This window comes from Enterococcus sp. DIV0421, from assembly GCF_051713745.1.
Classification (GTDB): domain Bacteria; phylum Bacillota; class Bacilli; order Lactobacillales; family Enterococcaceae; genus Enterococcus_D; species Enterococcus_D casseliflavus.
Genome location: NZ_JBIOQM010000001.1, coordinates 1,122,138 through 1,142,764 on the forward strand (window position 1 = coordinate 1,122,138; position 20,627 = coordinate 1,142,764).

18 protein-coding genes are annotated in these 20,627 nt (G+C 43.3%); 8 read left to right on the plus strand and 10 right to left on the minus strand.

The features are described 5' to 3' along the window. Positions 1 to 149: 149 nt before the first annotated feature. The 4 genes from IGI96_RS05460 to IGI96_RS05475 all read left to right on the plus strand — a co-directional run bounded on the left by IGI96_RS05460 (position 150) and on the right by IGI96_RS05475 (position 4,357). Entirely contained in the window at positions 150 to 1,742 is a 1,593-nt protein-coding gene (locus tag IGI96_RS05460; protein ID WP_016609922.1) for an alpha-glucoside-specific PTS transporter subunit IIBC, read from the plus strand. A gap of 13 nt (positions 1,743 to 1,755) precedes the next feature. Beyond that, on the plus strand, positions 1,756 to 3,087 hold the full coding sequence (locus IGI96_RS05465; RefSeq protein ID WP_008379332.1) for a 6-phospho-alpha-glucosidase: 1,332 nt from the start codon (positions 1,756 to 1,758) through the stop codon (positions 3,085 to 3,087). Positions 3,088 to 3,150: 63 nt separating this feature from the next. After that, positions 3,151 to 3,924 carry a MurR/RpiR family transcriptional regulator gene (locus IGI96_RS05470; RefSeq protein WP_005227853.1) on the plus strand — a complete coding sequence of 258 codons (774 nt, stop codon included), beginning with the start codon at positions 3,151 to 3,153 and terminating at the stop codon, positions 3,922 to 3,924. Further along, the gene (locus IGI96_RS05475) at positions 3,917 to 4,357 is read left to right on the plus strand and encodes a hypothetical protein (protein ID WP_074934056.1); all 441 of its coding nucleotides are present in this window, start codon (positions 3,917 to 3,919) and stop codon (positions 4,355 to 4,357) included. The genes IGI96_RS05470 and IGI96_RS05475 overlap by 8 nt, the downstream gene beginning before the upstream one ends. Positions 4,358 to 4,413: 56 nt before the next feature. Here the strand turns inward: IGI96_RS05475 and IGI96_RS05480 are convergent, their stop codons facing one another. Both IGI96_RS05480 and IGI96_RS05485 read right to left on the minus strand, forming a co-directional pair. Next, entirely contained in the window at positions 4,414 to 5,244 is an 831-nt protein-coding gene (locus IGI96_RS05480; protein ID WP_016609923.1) for an endonuclease/exonuclease/phosphatase family protein, read from the minus strand. Between the two features lie 93 nt (positions 5,245 to 5,337). Continuing rightward, complete coding sequence (locus tag IGI96_RS05485) at positions 5,338 to 7,512, minus strand: PTS transporter subunit IIBC (protein WP_438784950.1); 2,175 nt, start codon at positions 7,510 to 7,512, stop codon at positions 5,338 to 5,340. Between the two features lie 251 nt (positions 7,513 to 7,763). Here IGI96_RS05485 and IGI96_RS05490 point away from each other — a divergent pair, with 251 nt between their 5' ends. Together IGI96_RS05490 and IGI96_RS05495 are read left to right on the plus strand one after the other, a co-directional pair. Further along, positions 7,764 to 10,028, plus strand: a complete 2,265-nt coding sequence (locus IGI96_RS05490) for a glycoside hydrolase family 65 protein (protein WP_086337786.1) — start codon at positions 7,764 to 7,766, stop codon at positions 10,026 to 10,028. A gap of 107 nt (positions 10,029 to 10,135) precedes the next feature. Next, a complete protein-coding gene (locus IGI96_RS05495; protein WP_005227844.1) occupies positions 10,136 to 11,155 on the plus strand; it encodes a LacI family DNA-binding transcriptional regulator in 1,020 nt (339 codons plus the stop codon). Between the two features lie 77 nt (positions 11,156 to 11,232). Here IGI96_RS05495 and IGI96_RS05500 read toward each other — a convergent pair whose 3' ends face one another. Next, complete coding sequence (locus IGI96_RS05500) at positions 11,233 to 12,198, minus strand: ribose-phosphate diphosphokinase (RefSeq protein ID WP_010749060.1); 966 nt, start codon at positions 12,196 to 12,198, stop codon at positions 11,233 to 11,235. Positions 12,199 to 12,269: 71 nt separating this feature from the next. Further along, positions 12,270 to 12,809, minus strand: coding sequence for a C39 family peptidase (locus tag IGI96_RS05505; RefSeq protein ID WP_005233534.1), 540 nt, complete (start codon positions 12,807 to 12,809; stop codon positions 12,270 to 12,272). Between the two features lie 140 nt (positions 12,810 to 12,949). On the opposite strand from IGI96_RS05505, the gene IGI96_RS05510 reads away from it, so the two are divergent. Then, positions 12,950 to 14,842, plus strand: coding sequence for a M13 family metallopeptidase (locus tag IGI96_RS05510; RefSeq protein WP_086337785.1), 1,893 nt, complete (start codon positions 12,950 to 12,952; stop codon positions 14,840 to 14,842). 63 nt (positions 14,843 to 14,905) lie between these two features. Here the strand turns inward: IGI96_RS05510 and IGI96_RS05515 are convergent, their stop codons facing one another. The 3 genes from IGI96_RS05515 to IGI96_RS05525 all read right to left on the minus strand — a co-directional run bounded on the left by IGI96_RS05515 (position 14,906) and on the right by IGI96_RS05525 (position 16,924). Then, a complete protein-coding gene (locus IGI96_RS05515) occupies positions 14,906 to 15,517 on the minus strand; it encodes a hypothetical protein (RefSeq protein WP_254907805.1) in 612 nt (203 codons plus the stop codon). A 106-nt stretch (positions 15,518 to 15,623) separates the two neighbouring features. Further along, positions 15,624 to 16,232 (minus strand): hypothetical protein, encoded by a 609-nt coding sequence (locus IGI96_RS05520; protein WP_086337784.1) that lies wholly within the window; start codon positions 16,230 to 16,232, stop codon positions 15,624 to 15,626. Positions 16,233 to 16,369: 137 nt separating this feature from the next. Next, a complete protein-coding gene (locus IGI96_RS05525; RefSeq protein ID WP_228077330.1) occupies positions 16,370 to 16,924 on the minus strand; it encodes a hypothetical protein in 555 nt (184 codons plus the stop codon). A gap of 870 nt (positions 16,925 to 17,794) precedes the next feature. On the opposite strand from IGI96_RS05525, the gene IGI96_RS05530 reads away from it, so the two are divergent. Further along, entirely contained in the window at positions 17,795 to 18,814 is a 1,020-nt protein-coding gene (locus IGI96_RS05530; RefSeq protein WP_086337782.1) for a hypothetical protein, read from the plus strand. 101 nt (positions 18,815 to 18,915) lie between these two features. Here the strand turns inward: IGI96_RS05530 and IGI96_RS05535 are convergent, their stop codons facing one another. Genes IGI96_RS05535 through IGI96_RS05545 form a run of 3 tightly spaced genes read right to left on the minus strand, consistent with a single transcriptional unit; the run spans position 18,916 to position 20,518 of the window. Beyond that, positions 18,916 to 19,215 carry a hypothetical protein gene (locus IGI96_RS05535; RefSeq protein WP_086337781.1) on the minus strand — a complete coding sequence of 100 codons (300 nt, stop codon included), beginning with the start codon at positions 19,213 to 19,215 and terminating at the stop codon, positions 18,916 to 18,918. Further along, the gene (locus IGI96_RS05540) at positions 19,216 to 19,779 is read right to left on the minus strand and encodes a cysteine hydrolase family protein (RefSeq protein ID WP_086337780.1); all 564 of its coding nucleotides are present in this window, start codon (positions 19,777 to 19,779) and stop codon (positions 19,216 to 19,218) included. Positions 19,780 to 19,822: 43 nt separating this feature from the next. After that, the gene (locus tag IGI96_RS05545) at positions 19,823 to 20,518 is read right to left on the minus strand and encodes a 5'-methylthioadenosine/adenosylhomocysteine nucleosidase (RefSeq protein WP_005227823.1); all 696 of its coding nucleotides are present in this window, start codon (positions 20,516 to 20,518) and stop codon (positions 19,823 to 19,825) included. Positions 20,519 to 20,627 lie beyond the last annotated feature (109 nt).

Consider the following 20,627-nt stretch of genomic DNA (forward strand, 5'->3'; position numbering starts at 1 on the left):
TTGTTTTTTTATGGGAAATTTCCCCGCAGTTGCCACTTTTTCTCTTTGTTTGCTTCTACGTTCCTATGCTGCCTCGCTTTATTGTAACCGCTATCTTTCTTTTCTATACTGAGGTTGTAGTAAAAATTGAAAGGAGATGTTAAGAAATTATGATGGAAAAAGTTCAGCGGTTTGGCGGTGCGATGTTTACCCCGGTCCTCTTGTTTTCCTTTTCAGGGATCATGGTCGCGCTGTGTATTATCTTTAAAAATCCGATGCTTGTGGGGAGCATCGCCACTGAAGGCTCTACTTGGTACAACATTTGGACGATCATTGAAAACGGAGCGTGGACGGTCTTCAACCAAATGGAATTATTATTTGTCATTGGATTACCGATCGGTCTCGCAAAAAAAGCCAATGCACGAGCGGCAATGGAAGCCTTTGTCGTCTATATTACTTGTAATTATTTTATTTCTGGCATGATCGAGTACTTTGGTAACTTCTTCGGTGTCAACTTTGCAGCTGATCCCGGCGGTGAGAGTGGTTTGAAAATGATCGCTGGCATCAAAACATTAGATACTGGTATTATCGGAGCAATTTTTATTTCGGCGATCGTCGTCTATCTTCACAACAAGTTTTTCGATACGAAGCTGCCTGATTTTCTCGGAATCTTCCAAGGCTCTTCCTTTGTCGTGATCCTCGGTTTCTTTTTAATGCTGCCAGTTGCTTTCTTGATCGCATTGATTTGGCCGAAAGTCCAAGCTGGCATTGGGTCCATGCAAGGGTTTCTAGCAAGTGCTGGGGTCTTTGGGGTCTGGCTCTATACTTTCTTAGAGCGAATATTGATTCCCACAGGTCTCCATCATTTCGTGTATACCCCCTTTGTTTTTGGTCCCGCTGTCGTCGAAGAAGGAATCTCCAAATACTGGATGGCACATTTACAAGAATTTGCCCAATCCACCAGACCATTGAAAGAGCTTTTCCCTGAAGGGGGCTTTGCTTTACATGGCAATTCTAAGATCTTTGCTGCACCAGGGATCGCTGCTGCTTTTTATTTCACAGCCAAGCCTGAGAACAAAAAGAAGGTCTTAGCGATTTTGATCCCTGCCACTTTAACTGCCGTTTTAGCTGGTATCACTGAGCCATTGGAATTCACCTTCCTCTTTATCTCACCACCCCTCTTTGCGGTGCACGCTGTTTTAGCAGCGACCATGGCGGCAACGATGTTTGCCTTCGGGGTCGTTGGAGATATGGGGGGCGGCTTGATCGATCTGTTGGCGAAGGTCTGGATTCCGCTATTTCAAAATCATCGCAGTATGATCTTCACGCAGCTGGTGATCGGGTTAGCCTTTACTGCCCTTTATTTCCTTGTTTTCCGCTTCTTGATCCTCAAATTTAAGTTAGCCACACCAGGACGGGAAGAAAACAATAGCGAAGTCAAACTATACACCAAAAAAGATTACAAAGAAAAACAAGCCAACACTGGAACGCCAGTGATTGCTGGTGCCAATCGCTACACCGAACAAGCCGCAGTCTACTTAGAAGGGTTTGGCGGTCGCGACAACATTGATAAAGTCACTAATTGTGCCACTCGCCTAAGAATCACCGTCAAAGATCAAGACCAAGTGCTGCCAGATGACATCTTTAAAGGCGCTGGTGCCCATGGTGTCGTTCGCAACGGCAACGCCTTCCAAGTGATCGTTGGCCTGGATGTGCCACAAGTGAGAGAACAATTCGAAAAATTATTAGCTGTATCAGACTAAGGAGGAAACAAAAATGAAAAAATTTTCAATCGTGATCGCCGGAGGCGGCAGTACCTTTACCCCAGGAATCGTCTTGATGCTTTTGGAACACTTGGATCGTTTCCCGATTCGCCAAATCAAGTTTTACGACAATTTGGAAGAACGACAAGAAAAAGTTGCACAAGCTTGCGAGATTTTATTGAAAGAACGCGCACCGGAAATCAGCTTTTTAGCAACCACTGATCCCGAAACCGCATTTCAGGATGTCGATTTTGTGATGGCGCATATCCGAGTTGGCTTGTATGCGATGCGCGAAAAGGATGAAAAAATCCCTTTGAAATATGGTGTGGTCGGCCAAGAAACTTGTGGTCCTGGCGGGATCGCTTATGGGATGCGTTCTATCGGCGGTGTCTTGGAGTTAGTCGATTACATGGAAAAATATTCCCCTGATGCATGGATGTTGAATTATTCCAATCCTGCAGCGATTGTCGCAGAAGCGACTCGTAAATTGCGCCCTGATGCCAAGATCATTAATATTTGTGATATGCCAGTGGGAATCGAAGAACGGATGGCGCAAGCGATCGGTTTAGCTTCTCGCAAAGAGTTGGTGGTTCGCTATTATGGCTTGAATCACTTTGGCTGGTGGACAGATATACGAGACAAAGCTGGCAATGATTTGCTGCCGCAGATCCAGGCGCATGTGGCAAAATACGGCTATTCATTGCCAGAAGAAATCGAAGCGAGCCAACATGCTGATGCCAGCTGGATGCACACCTTTGCCAAAGCAAAAGAAGTGTACGAAGTTGATCCATCCACTTTGCCAAATACCTACTTGAAATATTACTTTTTCCCTCAAGATGAAGTGGCGCACACCAACCCATCTTTTACACGGGCAAATGAAGTCATGGCTGGCCGCGAAAAACACGTCTTTGGTGAATGCCAACGCATCGTAGAAAACCAGACAGCGACTGACACCACGCTTGAAGTGGATGAACACGCCAGCTACATCGTTGACCTTGCACGAGCGATCGCTTATAACACGCAAGAACGGATGCTGTTGATCGTGCCTAACGAAGGAGCGATCGTCAACTTTGATGAACAGGCAATGGTGGAAGTGCCTTGTATCGTCGGCAGTAACGGGGCAGAACCAATCACACAAGGCAAGATCCCTCGCTTCCAAAAAGGATTGATGGAGCAACAAGTCGCCGTAGAAAAATTAGTCGTGGAAGCTTGGGCAGAGGGTTCTTACCAGAAATTATGGCAAGCACTGATTCTTTCAAAAGTGGTCCCAAATGCCCGTGTAGCCAAAGAATTACTCGATGAATTGATTGAAGCAAATCAAGCCTTTTGGCCAGAATTACACTAGCCAGCGTTCTTCGCCTCCCCTCCTGGCTTTTCAGCTATACTTAATCCATAAGGAGGGGTTTTTGTGAAATTACAGTATTTGATTCAACAGCACCAATCAGAGTTAAGTGAACTTGATCGTGGCATTCTAAACTACATTCTTTCCAACGGCGACACCGTTCTATCTATGGGGATCGTCGAGCTATCCGAGCAGGTTCACGTCTCCAAGTCTTCTATTTTACGGTTGACGAAAAAACTTGGTTTTTCTGGCTATTCCGAGTTCAAATATTTTCTACGGCATCAGCAAGAACAGGCAACAACGATTTCGCAACAAAAAACGATTTTTGAAAAGCAACAAGAGGATATTTTCGCCACCCTCAACTATTTAAAAACGGTAGACTTAGCTGCCCTCAACCGCTTGTTTGACCGCAGCAAAACCATCTACTGCTACCCAACTGGGTTTTCCCAAAAGAAAGCACTGGAGGAGTTTTCCAAAATGATGCTTTCTATGGAAAAACGAGTGATCGTATTGCCGAACAAAACGGAATTTGATATGGTCATGCCGATGATCACTGCCGAAGATTGTGTGATCATCGCATCACTGAGCGGCGAAACAGAAAACGTCAAAGAGAATCTGACGACTTTTGCGATTCGTCAGATTCCCGTTTTGACATTGAGTGCGCCAGGAGATAATTATTTTGCTCGCCATTCAACCTTTCACCTGACCTATTATTGCGATTTTTTTCAAATCGGTCGCAAGAAAATCCCTAGCCAGTCTTTGATTGGACTAAGCTGCTTGATTGATTATTTGATCCGTTCCTACGGACTATTCACTTTACAGGAGGGCAACCATGACTAAACGAAAATGGGCGTTTCCATTGATTTTACTGAGTTATTGGGTTTTGATCGCCGGTGCTTACTATCTTTATCTTTCCTTGACTGCCTTCAACCATGGGATGACCTTTGCCCAGTACCTCAACTCGCAACCGTTAGCCGCTTTAGGGGTCTTGTTAAGTAGTCTCCTTTTGCTGCAAGGGGCTTGCCTGTACTTTATTCAACGGTTTTCCATGAGTAAAAAAGGCCTTTTGGGTCAGTATTTATTCCTGATCTTCTTTCAACAGTTGCTAACAGCGAATGTCATCGGCGCAGGACTCGTCTTTTTTACAAGAAGAAGTCTTTCGAGTCAGGAGGAAAACGCAACCTGGGGCGAAAAGAGTTTTACCTATGGGGCATTAGCATTCATTCTTTTATTAAGTTTATTCTTTTTCCTCCTTGTTCGATCAGCGATTTAACTTCCCCAAAAAGAAAAGCAGTGCCAGTTGGCACTGCTTTTTTGCTGTCGCTTCTGCTAGTTTGGCTCTGTTTTTGAAGCAAAAACCACTTTGATTCCAAAGTGATCGCTGACGATCGGAGTACGCGTTCCGTCAAAAACGACTTCATATTCCGTTGCTTGCAGGTCATTGGATGCAAAAACATAATCGATCCGCAATGCTTCTCGATTGTCTTGCCAACCATCAATGGCTTTAACGACAGAGGCTTCACCGATCGTTTCGGCAGCCGTTAAAAAGCTGTCTTGCAGCTGTAAGGAGCTGTCAAGGACGAGTTGATGACCAGAACTGGCCGCATCGTTGTTGAAATCTCCTAGGATCAATAAGGTATCTGCCCGTTCTGCTAAAAATGCTTCTGTCTGTTGCCACTCGTAGGCAAATTTACCGTCTTGCCACCAAGAAAAATGACAGCTAACGACTTGTACGATCTGTCCATCGGCTTCAGTCACGCCACTCAGGTTTTTGCGTGTGGTATGATCCCAGACATCCGTGGCTTGTGAAGCAAGGTATTCTTTGGCAATGATGGGCTGTTTGGACAATAAGGCATTGCCTTCGTGGTAAATGTCATAGCCTACGTGACTGTAGGTCCATGACCAGTAGTAATCACAGTCTAACAGTTGCAGTTCTTCCACTAGGCGTAAAGCAAAATTGTCCTCCTTGATTTCCACCAGCGTATCTGTGGGGCAATATAGCCCATCAGGAACGATGGTTTGAGCAGCGATCGTTTGGTTGACTTCTTGCAAGGCGATGATGTCATAGTCGCCTGTTGCAATCTCTTGTGCGATCATCTTGCATTTTTCTAGCTGATTTTCTTCTAACCAGCTATGGGTGTTCAATGTTAATACCTTCATGAATAAGGCTCCTTCTCTCGGTTTGCTTGTACGATTCCTTAAAAAAATAAAAGAGAGCGGGTCAACAAAAGAGTCGACCCGCTTGTCATTTTATTATAGTTTTACGATTCCAACAACTGTGGCTGCTTGTTGCTTGCCGATTTGGGTCAATTCAAAGGAATCGATTTGATCGCTGTTGGTCAACACTACAACGATGGTGGTGTCTTTACCAGCAGCACTTACTGCAGCGAGATCCATCTCCGCTAACTTGTCACCCACCGCCACTTGTTGTCCTTCAGTGACAGCTACCGTAAAGGGGGCACCGTTTAAGTCAACGGTATCTAAGCCCATGTGAACCAATACTTCGATGCCTTCATCAGAAAGCAAGCCAATCGCATGTTTCGTTGGGAAGATGTTGGTGACTTTCCCGCTGATTGGTGCGACAACTGTCGTCTGCTCTGGGCGCACGCCATAACCGTCACCCATCATTTTTTCCGCAAACACTTGGTCTTTGACAGAGGTGATCGGCATCACTTCTCCAGTGGCAACGGCAGCTAGTTCAGCTGTCACGCCTTGGCTTTGGTGGGTAGTGGTTTCTACTGGTGCTTGACTAGCAGTCGGTTCGGGAATCGTGACACCAGAATCTAAGATATCTTGAATGTCTGATTTTAAGACATCTGCTTTCGGTCCATAGACTGCTTGCACACCGTTGTCTTTTACGATCAAGCCTAAAGCCCCTGCGGCTTTCCATGCTTTTTCATCGCCGACCGCTTCTCGATTTTTCACAGAAACCCGTAAACGGGTCATACATGCATCAACGTCGGCGATATTTTCACGTCCGCCTAATAAATGAATGATTTTCACGACTTGCGAATCTGGGTTCAAATTGCCATCCGCCGAAGCTGTTGCTGGCGCATCGCTGGCTCCTTCTGTTTCGTAGTTGCCGTTTCTACCTGGTGTTGTAAAGTTGAATTTTTTGATCAAGAAGTTGGCCAAGAAATACATCCCAACACCAAAGACGATGGTCACTAACACAAAGTTGATCAAATCTTGTCCTAAGCCGGCATTGATCGCCATTGGGGTACGGGTCAACAACTCGATATTCCCAAAAGAGTGGACCCGTAAGTTGACGATATCCGCCATCGCAAACGCAGCCCCTTGTACGACTGCATAAACGATGTAAAGCGGTACGGCAGCAAACATAAACATGAACTCCAACGGTTCCGTTACCCCTGTCAAGAAGACAGCGATGGCAGCTGATAAATACATAGAGGTATATTTGTGCCGTTTGTCCGCATCGACATTGCGATACATGGCATAAGACAAGCCCATCAAGATCCCAGATGACCCAATCATTTGTCCAACTTTAAAGCGGGCAGAAACAAAGTTTTCCAATAAAAATTGATATTGTGACGTATCGCCAGCATTGCGCATGTTCACTAGATCCGTTGCCCAAGCAAGCCATAATGGGTCTTGTCCAAAGACTTGGGTGCCGGCTTGTGCGCCAGAAAGAATCGTGTAAGTTCCACCTAATTCGGTGTAATTGATCGGGATCGTCAACATGTGATGCAGCCCGAATGGTAAGAGCAGCCGCTCCAAGGTTCCAAACAAGAACGGTGCTAAAACGGGCGCACTTTCTTGTGATTGCGCGATCCATAAACCGAAGTTGTTGATGCCTGCCTGAATGTAGGGCCAAACAATCGATAACACTAATGCGACGACTACTGAACGGGCGATCACTACGAAAGGTACGAAGCGTTTGCCGTTAAAGAAGGAAAGCGCATCCGGTAATTTGCGGAAATTATAGTATTTGTTGTAAGCTGTTGCTCCCACAAAACCGGCGATGATCCCGACAAAGACACCCATGTTCAAAGCAGGTGCTTCTAATACACTAGTAAAGAAGCCGTCGATCATGATCTTCGTCCCAAACAACGTATGGGTAAAGGCGCCTTCTTCGGTTAACATCGCGCTCGTCACGCCAAAGATCGAACCAGTGATTCGGTTGATCAAAATAAAGGCGATCCCAGCAGCAAATGCCCCACCAGCTCGCTCTTTAGCCCAACTACCACCAATAGCTAATGCAAATAATAAATGCAGGTTCCCAATAATTGCCCAACCAATGTTTTCAATGACGCCTCCTGTAGTGATCAAAAATGCCCAGTCGGCATTGATCATTGGGATCGTTTTCCCAATACTGATCATCAAACCAGCGGCTGGCATAACAGCGACAACCACCATTAGCGCTTTTCCGAATTTTTGCCAAAATTCGAAGCTCAATAATTTTTTCATCTTCCTTCTTCCTTCCCTGAATCGATTTACGCAATCGGTTTCTTAATGAGTTCATTCTAACGGAGAAAAAAGATTTTGTAAACCCAGAAATATCAAAAGGGATTCTATTCGCTTTTACACCTTTATATAACTGAATCTCTCTTTCTCGATGTTTCCTTACAGGAAATTCTTTAAACGCAACAACTTTCACTTGACGATGCAATCGTTTGCGCTTATGATAGAGATATCAAAAAGATTCTGGAGGGACTTTCATGAAAAAAATCCAACGATTGTTCGAGATCGATCCATGGAAAATCGCGACATCTACCTTAGATAAAGAAAACCGTCGACTGCAAGAGTCGCTAACAAGTATCGGGAATGGCTACATGGGAATGCGCGGCAACTTTGAAGAACAATACAGCGGCGATCATCACTTAGGTACTTATATCGCTGGTGTCTGGTACCCAGACAAAACCCGTGTCGGCTGGTGGAAAAACGGCTACCCTGACTATTTTGGCAAAGTGATCAACGCGGTCAACTTTATTGCAATGGACCTATTTGTCAATGACCAATTAGTCGACTTAGCAAAAATCAGCCCAAGTGATTTCCGTTTAGAACTAGACATGGAAACCGGGATTTTACGCCGCAACTTTACTGTCACTTTGGCAGGCGCCACAGTAAAATTCTCTTTTGAACGCTTCTTGAGCATCGTAAAACGTGAACTTGCCCTCATTAAGATGGACGCTGAGATCATTGAAGGCGACGCTGAGATCAAAGTCGTTTCTAAACTAGATAACAATGTCCATAACGAAGACAGCAACTACGACGAACGTTTCTGGGAGGAATTGGCTCATGGCCAAACCGAAACCTTCCATTACTTGACCACTCGGACCGTAGAAAATAATTTTGACATTGAACGCTTTACTGTCACTTCTGCTATGCGTCATAGCCAAACACCGATCGATTCCATGAAGAGCGAGCTTTGCGTTGCTGATACCTTTGCCTTTTCTGGAACAGCCGGTGACACCTTCTCATTGATCAAAGAAGTCTTGATCGTTACGAGTCGTGATGTTCCCGCTCATGATCATCCAGCAAAAGTCACCGAATTAGGTACTTTATACAAAGCAGATTACGATGCATTGCGTGCAGAACAAGTCGCTGCTTGGAAAGCCCGCTGGGATTTAGCCGATGTGATCATTGAAGGCGATGCTGCAGCGCAACAAGGGATTCGTTTCAACCTGTTCCAATTGTTCTCAACCTATTATGGCGAAGACGAGCGCTTGAACATTGGACCGAAAGGCTTTACTGGTGAAAAATATGGCGGTGCGACTTACTGGGATACCGAAGCCTATGCAGTTCCATTGTATTTGGCATTAGCAAAACCAGAAGTGACCCGGAACTTGTTGAAATACCGTCACAACCAATTGCCGCAAGCCCATATCAATGCGCAAAAACAAGGCTTAGCAGGTGCCCTTTACCCAATGGTGACCTTCACTGGGATCGAATGCCACAATGAGTGGGAGATCACTTTCGAAGAAATCCACCGAAACGGTGCCATCGCTTATGCCATCTACAACTATACGAATTATACTGGCGATACAAGTTACCTGAAAAAAGAAGGATTAGAAGTGTTAAGCGCGATCTCACGTTTCTGGGCAGATCGTGTCCACTATTCAAAACGCCAGCAAAAATACATGATCCATGGCGTTACAGGACCAAACGAATACGAAAACAATATCAATAACAACTGGTACACCAATAAAATGGCTACTTGGGTCTTAGCTTATACCTTAGCCAGCTATGAAGCCTTCAAAGACGAAGCGACTGTCACGATCTCTGACGAAGAACAAGCCAAATGGCAAGACATCATCGACAATATGTACTTCCCAGAAGACCAAGAGCTTGGTGTGTTCGTCCAGCATGATACCTTCTTAGACAAAGACTTGATGCCCGTTTCCGATCTTGATCCAAAACATTTGCCGTTAAACCAAAATTGGTCGTGGGATCATATCTTGCGCTCTTGCTTTATCAAACAAGCCGATGTTTTGCAAGGAATCTACTTCTTCGGCGATCAATTCAGCAAAGAAGAAAAACAACGGAACTTTGATTTCTATGAGCCGATGACAGTGCATGAATCTTCCCTTTCTCCAAGTATCCATGCGATTTTGGCAGCGGAATTAGGCATGGAAGAAAAAGCGTTGGAAATGTATGAGCGGACTGCTCGTCTTGATTTGGACAATTACAACAATGATACCGATGATGGCTTGCACATCACTTCTATGACCGGCAGCTGGTTAGCGATCGTTCAAGGTTTTGCTCAAATGAAAACTGATCACGATCACTTAGGGTTTGCGCCATTCTTACCTAAAACTTGGAGCCGCTACGCCTTCCACATCAACTATCGTGGACGTCTGCTCTTTGTTTCCGTCAATGAGTCAACGGTGACTTTGAAGAAAATCAGCGGTGAGGCATTGCCAATCAAGTTGTATGGCAAAGATTATGTTTTAGAAGACGAAATCAGTACAGCGATCAACTAAACAAGCCTTCTGAAAGAAGAAATGTCTGCATTTCTTCTTTCTTTTGATTGGCTCTACCCTTGTGCCGACACTTTGTGATACTATAAGCTAAAAAAGGAGGGAAATCAGTGAGCATTACGGTCAAAGATGTCGCCAAAAAGGCTGGCGTCGCTACATCCACGGTTTCTCGTGTCGTAAACGATCATCCCAGCATTTCTGAAGATACCAAGAAGAAAGTGCGCAAAGTAATGGCAGAAATGGGCTATGTCCCCAATCTTGCGGCTCGAAATCTCGGCAAACAGATATCCAGTGCCATCGGCGTGATCTTGCCGCCTCTTGATTCGAAAGAACGACTAGGAAACCCCTTTTATTTAGAAACGATCGAAGCCATCAATGAAGAGGCCCGCCATCATCAAATGACGGTTGCCGTTGCCTCCGCCCGTGACTTTGCTACATTACTAAAAAACGTGGAACGGATGCACCTGCAAAAACAAGTAGATGGCTTTATCTTGGTCTATTCCGATGAAAAAGACCCCATCATCGACTATCTGGTCGAAAAAGAAGTCCCTTTTACCTTGATTGGTCAACCATACAGCAATGAAGACAAAATCGTTTTTGTCGATAATGACAACCAGTTGTTAGGCAAGCAAGCAACCGAGCATCTGATCGCCCAAGGGCATACGAAGATATTATTTGCTACCAATACGACCCATGAAAACCTGTATTTCGAGCGTTTCTTCGGCTACCAAAAAGCCATGATGCTGGCAAATCTCCCCTTTTATCCAGCATTGACCTTTGAAAAAGCGGAAGATTACGTCACGTTTGAAGAAACGATCAAAGAATCCCAAGCAACAGCCATCGTCGTGATCGATGATCTGTTCGCTGTGCGGATCATTCAATTAGCGACGATGTATGGCTACAAAGTCCCCGACGACTTATCCATCATCAGTTTCAACAATTCGATCTTTGCTACTTTGACCCATCCGTATTTGACTAGTATCGATATCAACGTGTTGTCCTTAGGAAAAATCGCTACCGAACGGCTGATGGCGCAATTGAATCACGAAGATTCAAACGGCGTACAGCTGGTCGTACCACATAAGCTGATCAAACGAGAAACGGTCTTAAACCGCAACCAGTTGAACTGATCCGCTGGTCTGATCCACTTCCCCTTACATGCAAAAGCACCCGCTATCCCTAAGGATAGCGGGTGCTTTTCATATTTTTATTTATACTCTTTGCTTTCCAGGCGGAACAATGGACTCATTGGTGTATTTTCGTGAATGCGGCGAACGGCTTCCCCCATCAATTCGGCACAAGAAATGTAGTGCAGTTTTTCTGGATGGCGTTCTTCGCTGGTCCAGCAAGAATCGGTGACACAAATACTTTCAATCGCTGATTGATCCAAAATTTCTTTAGCAGGCGGTGAAAGCAAGGCGTGAGAGACACAAGCATACACTTCGCTGGCACCAGCTTCCTTCAACAAGTCTGCCGCTTTTGCCAATGTATGGCCGGTATTTAAAATGTCATCAACCAAAATACATTTTTTCCCAACGACATCACCGATCACATAGCCGCCATCGGCTTCATCTTGATCGACGATCGCGATCGCTGTATCTAAGTATTCTGCCAAACTACGGGTCCGTTGGACACCGCTGTTTTTTGGTGAAACTACGACATAGTCGTCACCAGTCATTTTTTGTTCGCGATAGTAATGGGCAAACAATGGGATCGTAAAGAGATTATCCACTGGGATATCGAAAAATCCTTGAACTTGGACGGCATGCAGATCAAGCGTCAAGATTCGAGAAGCCCCTGCTTCCACCAGCATATTGGCAATCAATTTTGCAGTGATCGGCTCATGCGGGTTGGCGGTTCGGTCTTGCCGTGCATATGCGTAATAAGGCAAAACGACATTGATGGTCTTCGCACTAGCCCGTTTCATCGCATCGATCATGATCAATAGCTCTAAATAGTGATCATTGACGGGTTCATTCGTCGATTGAATGATATAAATATGGTCGCCCCGCACACTTTCTTCGATATTGATGGCAATCTCTCCATCACTAAACTGTGTCACTTTTGACTTCCCTAGTTCTGTACCGAAAACTTTCGCAATGTTTTCTGCTAATGGTAAATTTCCATTTAAACTAAAAATTTTCAACGAACTATCTTTATAACTTTCGCCCATGATTGCCTCCAATGAATGTGGTTGTTTTCTTCTATTCTAGCACAAAGTGACTGTTTTTTTAACCGTCTCGTTCAAGGAAGTGTGACGGTACCGTTTACCCAACTGGCGGGAATCACTTTTTTGTAGTTGCCCCAGTTGTCATGAACTTTAAAATAGCGTTCTCCGCTGGCGGTTTCAGCGTAGGCGTAAGCCACGACCCAATGATTGCCATATGTGCTGCCTAAAGGCTTCAAAATACCGATGATCACCGGTTTGCCTTCATCGATTCGTTTGCACGCTCGATGCCAGCCGCCAACAACAGTCGCACGTCCGCGGTAAGGCAATTGGAATTGATCGAAAAACCGAGTCAATCCATGACTGACCTGCCAAGCGATCGTCGGCAACCCATGAGGCTGAATCAGCACCCGCAGCATTTCCGTCACTACTGTCAGATCCCGCTGTTTTTTTCTACGAAACGCTTTCGGGATGATCGTTTCATCGATGTAATCTTGATAGTAGGCCAAAAAGACGGCTGCCGCATAGGTGCCGCATAAATACCCTGAAGGAGTGACCCACTGCTTATACGGACGAAACCGCTCTTCGGCGATCCCTTTCCACTCTACTTGTTCCATCTCGTTCACCTGCCTTTTTTCTTATTATACCTTAGATTCTCCTCCTACTTGGATCAAAACCCTTTTTCGTCTAGAAAACTTTTCTTTGCGTCCTTACAGATTTTGTTTCATAATAGTAGAAAGCGAGAGGAGCGAAAGACATGACAACCTTGTTAAAAGATGATTTTTATGACTATGTAAATGGCGAGTGGCTGGAGACCGCTGTTATTCCAGCAGATAAACCCGCTACGGGTGGATTCCAAGATCTCGTTGACGGAATCGATTCCTTAATGATCGCAGAATTTGAAAATATGGCACACGATCCCCATGCTACGCCAAAAGGCCGCATGAAGGATGCTGTGGCTTTTTACCGCTTAGCCAGCGATTTTGCCCAACGAGAGGCAGCTGGCGCTACTGAAGCAAATGCACTATTAGCAAAAATCGAAGCGTTGCCTTCTTACGAGGAATTGAATCAGCAACTGGCAAGTTTCGTTTTAGAGGGCATTGCCTTGCCTTTCCAACTAGATGTCGATGCAGACATGAAAAATGCGCAAATGAATACTTTGTCGGTCTATCCGCCTGCTACTATTTTACCGGATAAAACCTATTACACAGAAAATCCCCAAGCAAGCGAAATGCTGCAAGTCTACTTTGAGATGGCCGTCAACGTTTTAGTTGCTTATGGAAAAGACCAAGCAGAAGCGGAATCGTTGGTAGAGCAAGCGATCGCTTTTGATAAATTGATCGCCCCTCACGTCCGCAGTGCGGAAGAAAGTGCGGATTATAGCAAAAATTACAATCCTCGCTCCTTGGAAGAATTTGCAAAGCAAGCCAGCAAGATCGATTTTAGACAACTCTTGACGGCCCTTTTACCAGGGACACCAGAAGAGCTGATCGTAACGGAACCCGCTTACTTTGAAGCCTTTGACATTATTGTTTCTGATAGCCATTTTGAACTCTTGAAAGGCTGGATGATCGTCAACCAAAGCTTGCGCTATACTAGCTATCTGAGTGAAGAATTGCGTCAGTTAGGCGGAACCTACAGCCGCTACTTATCAGGGATCGATGAAGCGGCTCCCCAACAAAAAGCGGCTTATTACTTAACGATGGGTCATTTTAGTCAAGTGATCGGTGATTATTATGGACGCAAGTACTTTGGGGAAACGGCGAAAAAAGACGTCAAACACATGGTGGAAACAATGATTGCTGTCTACCAAGATCGTTTGCGCAACAACACGTGGTTAAGTGAAGAAACTCGCCAAAAAGCGATCATCAAATTGAATCGTTTAGGCATCCATGTCGGGTACCCTGATCAAGTTCCTGCCATTTATGACCAATTGCATACCGATGAAGAGAAAAGTCTGCTGGCAAATGCCCTGCATTTCAATCGTTTGTTCCGAGAAGATGCCTTCAAAAAATGGCAGCAGCCCGTGGATCGCGAGGAATGGGAAATGTCCGCCGCTACCGTGAATGCCTACTATCACCCATTTAAAAACGTGATCGTTTTCCCAGCGGCAATCTTACAAGCACCTTTTTATAGTTTGGAACAATCCACCAGCGCAAATTATGGGGGGATCGGCGCGGTCATTGCTCATGAGATATCCCACGCCTTTGACAACAACGGGGCAAAATTTGATGAACATGGTAATTTAAACAATTGGTGGACAGAAGAAGATTTGGCCCACTTTGAACGCTTAGCTCAAGCGATGATCGACGAGTTTGATGGCCTGCCCTTTGCCGGCGGTACCGTAAATGGAACGTTGACTGTTTCTGAAAACATCGCCGATGCAGGCGGACTAAGCTGTGCGCTAGAAGCAGCGCAAAAAGAAAGCGATGTTTCTTTAGCAGACTTCTTCACCAATTGGGCGAAGATCTGGCGTACAAAAGCCAAAGAACAATACCAACAGCTCTTACTATCGATCGATGTCCACGGACCAGCGAAACTACGTGCCAATATCCAAGTTCAAAACATCGATGAATTCTATACAACCTTTGATATCAAACCTGGTGACCCTATGTATCGTGCACCAGAAGATCGTGTGCAGATCTGGTAAACAAAAGCGTAAGAAAAAGACAAACCATAGATAGCTAGGGTTTGTCTTTTTGCTATGGATTTTTTAGAAGTGATAGATGAACGAGACAACTAACGAAAGAACCCCCAGGAGAATATGAATGATACCTATGCCTACGAAAAAACAAAGCAAGACATGGTACATCCTGCATTTTCTATCTTCATAATAAAAGGCTTGATAATAGTCGAATGCCAATACACACCGCAGTAAAACATAGAACATCATAAAAAAATGAAGAAAGTAGAGCCGTTCCAGATGGTAGGTGATTTTCTCTAAGGGTATCGTTCGGGATAGTAAACCAATCAAGGGATCGGCAGTGAAAATCAAGATAAAAAAACCAGCCAAGAAGAAGAAAAAGTGCTCAATTCCAGCGAGATGCTTTTTGTATTCAGGAACAAGCTCATGACGGTTTAAACTTGAAGTTGTATTCCAGGCTAGTATCATAATCATTGCACTCACAGCCGTTAACCCAATCTCTCGAATATCTGAAGTTCCAAGAGTTCCAATAGGTCTGATTGGGGGTCTATAAGGCCTGAGTGGGAATCTATGATATTTCTCAAAAATTATTGCGCTCCCAAAGATTACATAATCAATGATGGAATAGATCTTCCCTTTTCGCTGATAACTATCAAGGGGTTGATATCTTTTTTTCAACACATTAAAAACCTCCTCACAATTTAAATAAAGCAATCCTGTAACAAACTTATTCGATTGAAAGACAATCTTTTAATCAGCTGAGTCTTGTCTTTTGCTAATGGATTTTTTAGAAGTGATAAATGAACGAGACAACTAACGAAAGAACCCCTAGAAGAACACGTGTGATAACTATGCCTACGAAAAAACAAAGCAAGACATAATACATCCTGCATTTTCTATCTTCATAATATAAGGCTTGATAATAATCGAATGCCAATACACACCGCAACAAAACATAGAACATCATAAAAAAATGAAGAAAGTAGAGCCGTTCCAGATGATAGGTGATTTTCTCTACCGGTATCGTTCGAGATAGTAAACCAATCAAGGGATCGGCAGTGAAAATCAAGATAAAAAAACCAACCAAGAAGAAGAAAAAGTGCTCAATTCCAGCGATATGCTTTTTGTATTCAGGAACAAGCTCATGACGGTTTAAACTTGAAGTTGTATTCCAGGCTAGCAAAAGTATCATTGCGGTTACAGCTGTCAACCCAATTGCGCGAATATCTGAATTTCCAAGAGTTCTTATAGGTCTAATCGATAATCTACGAGGCCAAATTTGGGAGCTATGATATGCTTCAAGTAATATTGCAGTCCCCATAATTATATGATCAATGATGGAATAGATTTTTCCTTTTCGTTGATCACTATCAAGGGGTTGATATCTTTTTTTCAATACATTAAAAACCTCCTCACAATTTAAATGGAGTAATCCAGTAACAAACTTATTCGATTGAAAGACAATCTTTTAATCAGCTGAGGCTTGTCTTTTGCTAATGGATTCTTTTAGAAGGGGTGAATAAATGAGACAAATTAAGTAAGAGCTGCACGAAGAATACGAATGACACCTACGCCCACGAAAAAACAAAGCAAGACATAATACATCCTGCATTTTTTATCTTCATAATAAAAGGCTTGATAATAATCGAATGCCAATACACACCGCAACAAAACATAGAACATCATAAAAAAATGAAGAAAGTAGAGCCGTTCCAGATGGTAGGTGATTTTCTCTACCGGTATCGTTCGCGATAGTAAACCAATCAAGGGATCGGCAGTGAAAATCAAGATAAAAAAACCAACCAAGAAGAAGAAAAAGTGCTCAATTCCAGCGATATGCTTTTTGTATTCAGGAACAAGCTCATGACGGTTCAAACTTAAAGTTGTCTCCCAAGCTAGCAAAAACACCATTGCGCTCACAGCCGACAACCCAATCCCACGAATATCTGATCTCCCACGAATTATAGGTCTAATTGGGGAGCTATGATATGTTTCAAATAATATTGCAGCCCCCATAATTATATGATCAATGATGGAATAGATTTTTCCTTTTCGCTTGTATAACGTCACTTGATCCGTTTTCCCCAATACAAAGCCCCCTATTCTATTCATAACTGAGTATATTTTTGAAAAAACTTTTCCTATGGCACTGAGGTATGGACGTAAACTCCGAAGACACTATTTGCGAAATAAAAAGTTTATGGACATGATCCACATATAGAAGAGTGCACCTCCTACTAGAAATAAAAGGCTGTATACATAAATATAGCCCATGTAGCATTTTCTTTTTTTGTAATAAAAGGCTTGATAGTAGTCAAAAGCGAATAAACACCGTATCAAAGCGAACAGTAACATACGTAGATTGAGAAAATACAATCGATCTAAGTGATACATAATCTGTTCCAAAGGTAATTGGTTTCGAAAAAGCAAATGATTAATTAAGCTTTCTGATCTGAATAAAAGCAAAATAAAAGAGACGAGTAAACCGAGAAAAAAGCTGATTTCTATACTATGTTTTTTTTCTTTAGGAATGTTTTTATGCGCATTCAACAAATAGGTCTTATAAAGAGAGTAGGACATTAATACGCTAAATAAGCCACCTACCATATACTCGTTCGTCCCCGGAATATGTAAATACTTAGGAATCGTAAGCGGAAAAGAATGATATGCACTAAAACAAAGGGCTGAGGTGATCACTAGATAATCAATCAAAGCATACAATTTTCCTTTAGTTGTATCATCGTCGAATATCTTGAATTTTTTCACTTCCCTCCTCTTTTAGCAAGCAAGGTTATCTGCTTAGGGATACCTTCAAAAATTAAGGCGAAATAACTAATCCTACATTTTTTAAACAAATTAATCAAATTTAAATAAAATAATTCATTTTTGTCTTTTTATATGATAAATTTAACTTGTATAACACGTGTTGTCAAACTTTAATTATGAGGAGGAATTGAAATGAAGCAAAAATATTCAGTTATATTGTTACTTGTCGTTTTACTGAGTGTTTTTTTCTCACCAATCACGGCATATGCTGTCAGTGAGAGTGGCAATTTTGCAGATGTTCCTGATGACCATTACGAAAAAGCGAATCTATTGGTCGCCCTTGAAGAAGAGCTAGTAGAAATCGGTTTATCTTTGGAAATCTTTGCTAATACGAGTATCGATTTTGAAAATTTACAGTACCAGTCACTATTGCCAGCAGAGGAGCGTTCAGAAAGAAATTTACCAGCTGTTACGCCGGTCGTTCCTTTTGAGTTTCCTAAAGTCAAACAATTTGCCACTAGAATTTACGGGAACAATCCCACCAATGATCAACTTATGCACACATTTATGCTTTATTATTTTGATGTGCATGATTATGAGCGCAATGCTGGGCTGGTGGGTGACAGACTTCCCCTTCGTTACTACCCTGAATATTACACCTTCAATGACACCAACGCTTACAATGCCTTTCTTAGAACCACTACGGGAACCAAGTACTTGAATTTTGCGTTATCATCTTATGATACGGTAACTAGTCTCAAAGATTATTTTTCAAATCTAGATATCTATAACCTTAAAAATCATGTATCTAACGTAAAAAAATCCATTGCGGGATATAAGACCTTAGAACATGGAGCCTCTTTTATTGATGCTATTCATAAATATTTCACTGAAGAAAAACCTTCATTAGAATCCATAAACTCCCCAGAAAAATTCATGGAAGAAATTTCCAAGATGATCGATACACAAGAAACCATCGATCAAGCTTCGAAAAAGGCTTTAAAAGGGATGTATGACACCGTTTTAGACTCTGTCTTTCTTCTACTTATGGGTGCAAATCCAATTGGGATAGCGGGAATCGCTACCATGTATGTTACCGCTATGGCGACAATGTACGTATCTATTATTGATCTTGCTGCCATCAATACTTTAGCGGGTACACGAAACAGCCGGCTAAACTTTAGACAGCTTAATAATTGGGGTATGTGGTAGCAAATAAAAAATCAATTTGTTACATAACCCACCAATTAATATATAAAGAAGGAGCCTTCGGAAATCAATTGATTTTCGAAGGCTCCTTCTTCTATCGTTATTTATTTCTGTAAAGCTTTTTTCATCATACTGATCACAGAATCAAATTGAGAATGCTCATTGACGACTTGATCGGCTTTTTGCCGATTGGGGCGGTCTTTTAGAAAGTCGAAGATTTGGTTTTCATTCTGGATGTCTAATTTAGCCATAAACTCATCCAAGTTCTGAAAATCCGTATACTTTTGTAAGAAGTCATTGTTCAACAACGCCTTTACATCAAGATCCCCTTTTTGATACGCTTGATAAAGGCTAGTCAGTTCACTGAAACTGAAATTTGCTTTTAATTGATCCATCCATCCCATTTATGCTTCCTCCTTCGCAGAAATGATTTTCGCGCCCAGGGTATTTTCAAAATGGCGTAGTGCCCATTCATGTCCGACCGCGTCAAAGCTGGCAACGGTATCTGCATCGATCACCAGTTGGTAGCCTAAATTATAGGCATCCACTGCTGTATGCAAGACACAGATGTCGGTACAAACGCCGGTCAGGTACAATTCCGTAATCCCTCTTTCCCGCAGTCGGATGTCCAAGTCGGTACCGCTAAAGGCGGAGTAATGACGCTTGTCGATCCAATAGACATTTGGCGCTTCCTGATAGTTTTCATAAAGCGGGGCTAGACGGCCGTAGAGATGTCGCCCCGTACGGCCCGCAAGATTGTGGGGTGGGAACAAGCGGTTTTCAGGATGATAGTTGTCTGTTTCCTCATGACGATCAATGGCAAAAACGACATACTCACCGGCTTCGATAAAGGCTTGCGTCCGAGCCACTAAGGCAGCTTCAATCGCTTGCCCAGCAGCACCCGTGGTCAATCGTCCCTCATCTGCAACAAAATCAAACGTATAATCAATGGATAGTAATGCTCTCATGCTTCCTTCCTCCTCGTACGGATCGGCTCTCCTGTTTTTTAAGTTACTTTAATGTTTCAACGAATGCCAAGACCATTTCAGCGGAACGCTTGCCAGCTTCTAAGATAAACTCATCAAAAGAGACGGTTGCTGCGTGGTCGGCGGTGTCGCTGATCGCGCGCACGATCAAGAAAGGAATATTGAATTGCTGCGCGGTCTGTGCGATCGCGGCGCCTTCCATCTCACAAGCCAAGGCATCTGGAAAATGTCCTAAAATCTCCTGTACTTTTTGCGGGTCATGAATGAAGCTGTCACCGGTAACGATCAGTCCCTTTTTCACGGTATGATGAGTCGCTTCTGCGGCTTTCGTCATCTCACTGATCAAATAGCGGCTGGCTTCATAATACAAAGGCATCCCGCCAGGCAGCTGGCCATATTCATAACCAAAGCCCGTCACATCGACATCAAAATAGGCCACTTTATCTGAAATCACTAAATCCCCTACTTGTAAGCCGGCACCGATCCCACCAGCTGATCCAGTATTGATCACCATATTGACCCCATATTGTTGGATCAATAAACTAGTGGTGATCGATGCCAGAACTTTGCCAATACCTGAACGAACGACGATCACTTCATGATTGCCGATACTTCCTGAAATAAATAGTGCGCCGCCGCGTTCCCAAGAAAGCGGTGAAATCAACTGTTCCCGCAACGCCTTGATTTCTTCCTCCATTGCACCAATAATACCAATTTTCATGTGTTTGCCTCCTGCTTCTCGTTTATTTTTCATCCTTTAAAATGAAAAACAACAGAAATTCCCACGTATCTACTGACGTGTTTTTCTCCTTTCATGATAAACTAGTTTT

What these genes read in the sequence shown, in the direction of transcription:
- IGI96_RS05460 (WP_016609922.1), top strand. Translation starts at nt 150, where the DNA reads ATGATGGAAAAAGTTCAGCGGTTTGGCGGTGCGATGTTTACCCCGGTC.
- IGI96_RS05510 (WP_086337785.1), top strand. Translation starts at nt 12,950, where the DNA reads ATGACAACCTTGTTAAAAGATGATTTTTATGACTATGTAAATGGCGAG.
- IGI96_RS05500 (WP_010749060.1), bottom strand. Translation starts at nt 12,198, where the DNA reads ATGGGCGAAAGTTATAAAGATAGTTCGTTGAAAATTTTTAGTTTAAAT.
- IGI96_RS05530 (WP_086337782.1), top strand. Translation starts at nt 17,795, where the DNA reads ATGAAGCAAAAATATTCAGTTATATTGTTACTTGTCGTTTTACTGAGT.
- IGI96_RS05465 (WP_008379332.1), top strand. Translation starts at nt 1,756, where the DNA reads ATGAAAAAATTTTCAATCGTGATCGCCGGAGGCGGCAGTACCTTTACC.
- IGI96_RS05540 (WP_086337780.1), bottom strand. Translation starts at nt 19,779, where the DNA reads ATGAGAGCATTACTATCCATTGATTATACGTTTGATTTTGTTGCAGAT.
- IGI96_RS05485 (WP_438784950.1), bottom strand. Translation starts at nt 7,512, where the DNA reads ATGAAAAAATTATTGAGCTTCGAATTTTGGCAAAAATTCGGAAAAGCG.
- IGI96_RS05535 (WP_086337781.1), bottom strand. Translation starts at nt 19,215, where the DNA reads ATGGGATGGATGGATCAATTAAAAGCAAATTTCAGTTTCAGTGAACTG.
- IGI96_RS05505 (WP_005233534.1), bottom strand. Translation starts at nt 12,809, where the DNA reads ATGGAACAAGTAGAGTGGAAAGGGATCGCCGAAGAGCGGTTTCGTCCG.
- IGI96_RS05490 (WP_086337786.1), top strand. Translation starts at nt 7,764, where the DNA reads ATGAAAAAAATCCAACGATTGTTCGAGATCGATCCATGGAAAATCGCG.
- IGI96_RS05475 (WP_074934056.1), top strand. Translation starts at nt 3,917, where the DNA reads ATGACTAAACGAAAATGGGCGTTTCCATTGATTTTACTGAGTTATTGG.
- IGI96_RS05480 (WP_016609923.1), bottom strand. Translation starts at nt 5,244, where the DNA reads ATGAAGGTATTAACATTGAACACCCATAGCTGGTTAGAAGAAAATCAG.
- IGI96_RS05545 (WP_005227823.1), bottom strand. Translation starts at nt 20,518, where the DNA reads ATGAAAATTGGTATTATTGGTGCAATGGAGGAAGAAATCAAGGCGTTG.